Source organism: Actinomycetospora sp. (assembly GCF_055612215.1).
In genome coordinates this window covers 1-7,065 of record NZ_JBVPVA010001148.1, presented here as the reverse complement: position 1 = coordinate 7,065, position 7,065 = coordinate 1, and the positions used below count along the sequence as shown (strand labels likewise).

General features: G+C 76.3%; 6 protein-coding genes. All 6 read left to right on the top strand.

Going from position 1 to position 7,065, the window contains the following annotated elements; all coding sequences use genetic code 11:
- On the top strand, positions 1 to 1,836 hold a 1,836-nt coding region (locus AC0CYZ_RS30975), incomplete at its 5' end, for an NAD(P)/FAD-dependent oxidoreductase (RefSeq protein ID WP_472221983.1).
- Positions 1,837 to 1,876: 40 nt separating this feature from the next.
- Complete coding sequence (gene argC, locus AC0CYZ_RS30970; RefSeq protein ID WP_472221985.1) at positions 1,877 to 2,908, top strand: N-acetyl-gamma-glutamyl-phosphate reductase; 1,032 nt, start codon at positions 1,877 to 1,879, stop codon at positions 2,906 to 2,908.
- On the top strand, positions 2,905 to 4,071 hold the full coding sequence (gene argJ / locus AC0CYZ_RS30965; protein ID WP_472221981.1) for a bifunctional glutamate N-acetyltransferase/amino-acid acetyltransferase ArgJ: 1,167 nt from the start codon (positions 2,905 to 2,907) through the stop codon (positions 4,069 to 4,071). Before argC ends, argJ begins: the two co-directional genes overlap by 4 nt.
- Positions 4,068 to 5,003 (top strand): acetylglutamate kinase, encoded by a 936-nt coding sequence (gene argB, locus AC0CYZ_RS30960; RefSeq protein WP_472221979.1) that lies wholly within the window; start codon positions 4,068 to 4,070, stop codon positions 5,001 to 5,003. Before argJ ends, argB begins: the two co-directional genes overlap by 4 nt.
- Positions 5,000 to 6,211, top strand: coding sequence for an acetylornithine transaminase (locus tag AC0CYZ_RS30955; protein WP_472221977.1), 1,212 nt, complete (start codon positions 5,000 to 5,002; stop codon positions 6,209 to 6,211). The genes argB and AC0CYZ_RS30955 overlap by 4 nt, the downstream gene beginning before the upstream one ends.
- A gap of 14 nt (positions 6,212 to 6,225) precedes the next feature.
- Positions 6,226 to 7,065, top strand: an 840-nt coding sequence (gene argF / locus AC0CYZ_RS30950) for an ornithine carbamoyltransferase (RefSeq protein ID WP_472221975.1), incomplete at its 3' end; no start/stop codon positions are given.

The following is a 7,065-nucleotide window of genomic DNA, read 5'->3' as shown; positions in this document are numbered from 1 at the left end:
GGCCGTCCTCCCCGCGGCACCGCACGCCTGCTGGCCGTCCTCGGCGTCCTCGTCCTCCCCGCGCTCGCCCTCGGCCTGGACGCCGCCGGGGTCCTCGGCCGCTGGCCGGCGTTCGGCGCCGCCGCGGTGACCCTCGGCGTCGGCACGGCCCTGCTCGCGGGCAGCCGGCTGTTCACCCGGCCCGCGGTCGCGCTGGTCCCCGACACCGGTGACTTCGTGCCCGGCGCGCGGGTGCTCGTCGTCGGCGGCGGCTACGTCGGCCTCGTCGCGGCGCGCGCCCTGCAGGCCCGGCTGGGTCTCGCGGGCGACGGGCGCCACCGCGGCGGGCGGCCCGGCCGCTCCCGCGCGACGGTGCCGATCGGCTCGGTGACCGTCGTCGACCCGCAGCCGCACATGACCTACCAGCCCTTCCTGCCCGAGGCGGCCGGCGGCTCGATCGCGCCGCGGCACCTCACCGTGTCGCTGCGCCGGGTGCTCGACCGCTGCGACGTGGTCACCGGCTCCGTGGTGGCCGTCGACGACGCCCGCCGCCGCGCCGTGGTCACCCTCCCCGACGGGACCTCGCGGGAGGTCGCCTACGACGTGCTCGTCATCGCCCCCGGCGCGATCGCCCGCGAGCTGCCCGTCCCGGGCCTGGCCGAGTGCGGGCTGACGTTCCGCACCGTCGGCGACGCGGCCGCGCTGCGCGACCACGTGCTGTCCCGCCTCGACGCCGCCGCCTCCGTGGTGCCGACGACGGTCGCCGAGGTGGCCCGGCGCGCGCGGCTGCTGACGTTCGTCGTCGTCGGCGGCGGGTTCGCCGGGGTGGAGGCGCTCGGCGAGCTCGAGGATCTGAGCCGGCGGGCCGCGAAGCAGGTCGGGGTCGACCCGGCCGAGCTGCGCTGGGTGCTCGTCGAGGCCGCCCGGCGGATCATGCCCGAGGTCACCGAGCCGACCGCCGCGCGCGTGCACGGCCGGCTCGCCCGCCGCGGCATCGAGGTGCGGGTCGGGGCCGGGCTCACGTCCGCCCTCGACGGTGAGGTCCGCCTCGCGGACGGCACCGTCATCCCCACCGACACCGTGGTCCTCGCCGCGGGCACCCGCCCGCACCCGCTGCTCGAGCGGACCGACCTGCCCCTGGAGCGCACCGGCAAGGTGCGCTGCACACCGATGCTGCAGGTCATCGGCCGCTCGCACGTGTTCGCGGCCGGTGACGGCGCGGCCGTGCCCGACCTCGCCCGCGGCGCCACGCTCGCCGACGAGGACCCGAAGGTGCTCACCGCGCCGACCGCGCAGCACGCCGTCCGGCAGGCCCGGGTGCTCGCCGAGAACGTCGTCGCCCACCTCGGCGGCCGTCCGCTGCAGCCCTACCGGCACGCGACGGCCGGCGTCGTCGCCGGGCTCGGCCGCCGCCGCGGCGTCGCCGAGATCCGAGGCCTGCGCCTCATGGGCTGGCCGGCGTACGCGCTGCACCGCGCCTACCACCTCTGGGCCATGCCGACCGCGGAGCGCAAGGCCCGCATCGTGCTGGACTGGGTCGGCTCGGCCCTGCTCGGCCGGGACCCGGTGGCGGCGGGGGCCGTCGCGCCCGCGCCGCGGCGTGGGGACGCCGAGCCGGCCGTCCCGGACCTCCGAGGAGTCGCTCTGCCGACACCGGACGTCGGGAGGCCGACCCCCACGACGGAGCGGGTCGTGCGGTCCGACGACTACGACCAGCCGACGCTGCGCGAGCCCCACCCCTCCTTCCCGACACCCGGGGGGTGGACGATGGCGGCGCGGCCGGGCCACGCGGTGACCGGCGAGCAGCCCGCCCTGACGTGGATCCGCCCCGGTCGGTACGACGTCCGGCAGCGGTAGCCGAAGGCCGTTGCATGGTCTTGCGTGATCGTGCATAGTCATACGCATGCGGATCGCGGTGGCCGGCGCCAGCGGCTACGTCGGAGGAGAGCTCCTGCGGCTCGCGCTCGGTCATCCCGAGATGGAGATCGGCGCGCTGACGGCGGGGGACTCCGCGGGCAGCCTTCTGGGCGCCCACCAGCCCCACCTCACGGCGCTCGCCGACCGACCGGTGGAGGCCACGTCGGTCGAGGCCCTCGCGGGCCACGAGGTCGTGTTCCTCGCGCTGCCCCACGGGCGCTCCGCCGAGCTCGCCGCGCAGCTCCCCGAGGACGTCCTGGTGGTCGACTGCGGCGCCGACCACCGGCTGCGGGACCCGGCGGCCTGGGAGCGCTGGTACGGCGGCGCCCACGCGGGCGCCTGGCCCTACGGCCTCCCGGAGCTGCCCGGCGCGCGGGACGCGCTGCGCGGCTCGCGCCGGATCGCGGTCCCCGGCTGCTACCCGACCACGGCCACCCTCGCGGCGATCCCCGCCGTGGCCTCGGGCGTGGTCGGCCCGGAGGTCAGCGTCGTCGCCTTCTCCGGCACCTCGGGCGCGGGGCGCGCGGCGAAAGCGCACCTGCTCGGCTCGGAGGTCATGGGCTCGGCCACCGCCTACGGCGTCGGCGGCGGCCACCGGCACACCCCCGAGATCATCCAGAACCTCTCGGGGCTCGGGGCGGGCCCGGTCACGGTGTCGTTCACCCCCGTGCTCGCGCCCATGCCGCGCGGCATCCTCGCGGTCGTCAGCGCCCCGCTGGCCGACCCGGGCGTCGACGCGGCGGAGGTCCGGGCGGCGTACGCCAAGGCCTACGGGGACGAGCCGTTCGTGCACCTGCTGCCCGAGGGCGTCCAGCCGGCCACCAAGAACGTCGTCGGGTCCAACACCGTGCAGCTCCAGGTCGAGGTGGACGTCGACGCGGGCCGCCTCGTCGCCACGGCGGTGATCGACAACCTGACCAAGGGCACGGCGGGCGGCGCGCTGCAGTCGGTCAACCTCGCCCTCGGTCTCGACGAGACCCTCGGCCTGCCGACCGCCGGGCTCGCGCCGTGAGCGTCACCGCCGCCGCCGGCTTCCGCGCCGCGGGCGTCCGCGCCGGGCTGCGGGCCCACGGCGACCGCCCCGACCTCGCCCTGGTCGTCAACGACGGCCCCTCCACGACGGCGGCCGGGGTCTTCACCCGCAACCAGGTCAAGGCCGCCCCCGTGCTGTGGTCGGCACAGGTGCTGCGCGAGCGCGCGCTGCGGGCGGTCGTCCTCAACTCCGGCGGGGCCAACGCCTGCACCGGTCCCGACGGGTTCGCCGACACCCACCACACCGCCGAGAAGGTCGCCGACGTGCTCGGCTGCGGGGCCATCGAGGTCGCGGTGTGCTCCACCGGGCTCATCGGCGAGCGGCTGCCGATCGAGCGCCTGCTCTCCGGGGTCGACGCGGCGGCCGGCGTCCTCGACGCGGGCGCCGCGGCCGGGACCGACGCGGCCACCGCGGTGCTCACCACCGACACCGTCGACAAGCAGGTGGTCCGCACCGCGGCCGACGGCGGCTGGACCGTGGGCGGCTTCGCCAAGGGCGCCGGGATGATGGCGCCGAGCCTCGCGACGATGCTCGTCGTCCTCACCACCGACGCGGACCTCGACGGGGACACCGCCGACCGCGCGCTGCGTGCCGCGACCGCGGTGACCTTCGACCGCCTCGACATCGACGGGTCCACCAGCACCAACGACACCGTGCTGCTCCTCGCCTCCGGCGCCTCCGGCGTGCGGCCCGACGAGGACGAGTTCGCAGAGGCGCTCCGGGCGGTGTGCGCCGACCTCGCCCGCGGGCTGCAGGCCGACGCCGAGGGCGTCACCAAGCGCATCGCGGTCACCGTCACCGGGGCCGACTCCGACGCCGACGCGCTGCTCGGGGCGCGGGCCGTCGCCCGGGACAGCCTCGTGAAGACCGCGCTGTTCGGCTCCGACCCGAACTGGGGCCGGATCGCCGCCGCGATCGGGGCGAGCGAGGCCCACGTCGACCCGGCGAGTCTCTCGGTGACGGTCAACGGGGTTCTGCTCTGCGCCGCGGCCGCCGCCGTCGGGGACCGCTCGAAGGCCGACCTGTCCGGCCCGGAGATCACCGTCGAGGTCGACCTCGGCCTCGCGGGCGGCACCGCGACCGTGCTGACCACCGACCTCTCGCACGCCTACGTCGAAGAGAACAGCGCGTACTCGACATGACCCTCACCTCGACCGGCGCCCCCGCCACCTCCCCGGAGGAGGCGCAGGCCAAGGCCGCGGTGCTCGCCGAGGCCCTGCCGTGGCTGCGGGAGTTCCAGGACGCGGTCGTCGTCGTCAAGTACGGCGGCAACGCTATGGTCGACGACGAGCTGCGCCGCGCCTTCGCCGAGGACATGGTGTTCCTGCGCCTGGCCGGCATCCGCCCCGTCGTCGTCCACGGCGGCGGGCCGCAGATCACCTCGATGCTCGAGCGGCTCGACATGCCCGGCGAGTTCCGCGGCGGGCTGCGGGTCACGACGCCCGAGACGATGGACGTCGTCCGCATGGTGCTCGTCGGGCAGGTGGGCCGCGAGCTCGTCGGGCTGGTCAACGCCCACGGCCCGCTCGCGGTGGGGATGTCCGGCGAGGACGCCCGGCTGTTCACCGCGGCCCGCCGCACCGCACGGGTCGACGGCGAGGACGTCGACGTCGGGCTCGTGGGCGACGTGGTCGCGGTCAACCCCGCGGCGGTGCTCGACCTCGTCGCCGGCGGCCGCATCCCGGTCATCTCCACGGTCGCCCCGGACGCCGACGGCGTCGTGCACAACGTCAACGCCGACACCGCCGCGGGTGCGCTCGCCGTCGCCCTGGGTGCCCGCAAGCTCGTCGTCCTCACCGACGTCGAGGGCCTGTACACCGACTGGCCCGACCGCTCCAGCCTGCGCAGCGAGATCGACGCCGAGGAGCTCGCTGCGCTCCTCCCGAGCCTGTCCAGCGGCATGATCCCGAAGATGGAGGCCTGCCTGCGGGCGGTCGAGGGCGGCGTGCCGCGCGCCCATGTCATCGACGGCCGGGTGGCCCACTCGGTGCTGCTCGAGGTCTTCACCAGCCAGGGCGTCGGGACGATGGTCGTCCCCGCCCCGTCCACCCCCGAAGGAGGTCCCTCCGCATGACCACTGCGACACCGACCGGTGAGGACCTCCGCCGCCGCTGGTCCACCACGATGATGGGCAACTACGGCACGCCGCCGCTGACCCTCGTGCGAGGCGAGGGCGCCCGGGTGTGGGACGCCGACGGCCACGAGTACCTCGACCTGCTCGGCGGGATCGCCGTGAACCTCCTCGGCCACGCCCACCCCGCCGTGGTCGAGGCCGTCTCCCGGCAGGTGGCCACCCTCGGGCACACCTCGAACCTCGTGATCAACCCGCTCACCGTCGAGCTCGGCGAGCGCCTGCTCTCGCTGCTGGGCGCGGGCGAGGGCCGGGTGCTCATGTGCAACTCGGGCGCCGAGGCCAACGAGGCCGCCTTCAAGATCGCCCGCCGCACCGGCCGCCCGAAGATCGTCTCGACGATCGGGGGCTTCCACGGCCGCACCATGGGCGCCCTCGCGCTGACCGGCCAGCCCGCCAAGCGCGAGCCGTTCGAGCCGATGCCGCCCGGCGTGGAGTTCGTGCCCTACGGCGACGCGGCCGCCCTGCGCGCCGCCGTCGACGCCGACACCGCCGCGGTGGTCCTCGAGCCGATCCAGGGTGAGTCCGGCGTGATCATCCCGCCGGAGGGCTACCTGCAGGCCGCGCGCGAGATCACCACCGAGCACGGCGCGCTGCTCGTCGTGGACGAGGTGCAGACCGGGATCGGGCGCACCGGCGTCTGGTTCGCCCACCAGCGGGCCGGGATCGTCCCCGACGTGGTCACCCTGGCCAAGGGCCTCGGCGGCGGCCTGCCGCTCGGGGCCTGCGTGGGGATCGGCCCGGCCGCCGAGCTGCTCGGACCCGGCCAGCACGGCACGACCTTCGGGGGCAACCCGGTGTGCTGTGCGGCCGCGCTCGCGGTCCTCGACACCATCGGGCGCGAGGGCCTCCTCGACCGCGCGGACACCCTGGGCAAGGACGTCGGTGCGCGCATCGAGGAGCTGGACCACCCCCTGGTCGACCACGTCGACGTGGCCGGGCTGCTCATCGGGATCGCGCTCACCGCGGACGCGTCGGGGCCCGCGACGAACGCCGCGCGCGAGGCCGGCTACCTGATCAACGGGCCGGTCCCCGGCCGGATCCGGCTCGCCCCGCCCGCGGTCGTCACCGACGCGCAGGTCGACGCCTTCCTCACCGACCTGCCCGCCGCCCTCTCGCAGGGGGCCGCCGAGGCGGGGGCCGGATCGTGACCGCCACGGCGCCGGTGACGGCCACGGGAGCCGCCGGCGGGACGCGGCCCCGTCGTCACCTGCTCCGCGACGACGACCTGACCCCGACCGAGCAGGCCGAGGTCCTCGAGCTCGCCGCGACGATGAAGGCCGACCCGTTCGCGCTCCGTCCCCTCGCGGGCCCCCGCGCCGTCGCGGTCATCTTCGACAAGCCGTCCACCCGTACTCGGGTGTCGTTCGAGGTCGGCATCGGCGCGCTCGGCGGGACACCGGTCATCGTCGACGGCCGGGCGGCGCAGCTCGGGCGCGGGGAGACGATCGCCGACACCGCCCGGGTGCTCTCGCGCTACGTGGACGCGATCGTGTGGCGGACCGGGGCCGACGCACGGCTGGAGGAGATGGCGGCCTACGCCTCGGTCCCGGTGATCAACGCGCTCACCGACGGCTTCCACCCCTGCCAGGTCCTCGCCGACCTCCAGACCATCACCGAGCGCCACGGGCGCACCGCCGGCCTGACGATGACCTACCTCGGCGACGGCGCGAACAACATGGCCCACTCGCTGCTGCTCGGCGGCGTCACCGCCGGGATGCACGTCCGCGTCGCCGCGCCCGAGGGGTTCCGCCCCGACCCGGCGGTGCTCGAGGCCGCGATCCGGCGGGCCGGCGAGACCGGGGGCTCTGCGACGGTGCTCGAGGGGGAGGGCCGCGCCGGCGCCGAGGCCGCCGTCGAGGGGGCCGACGTCCTGGTCACCGACACCTGGATCAGCATGGGCCAGGAGGACGACGGCCTGGACCGGGTCGCGCCGTTCCGGCCCTACGGGATCGACGCCGCGCTCGTCGCCCGCGCCACCCCCGGCGCGACGGTGCTGCACTGC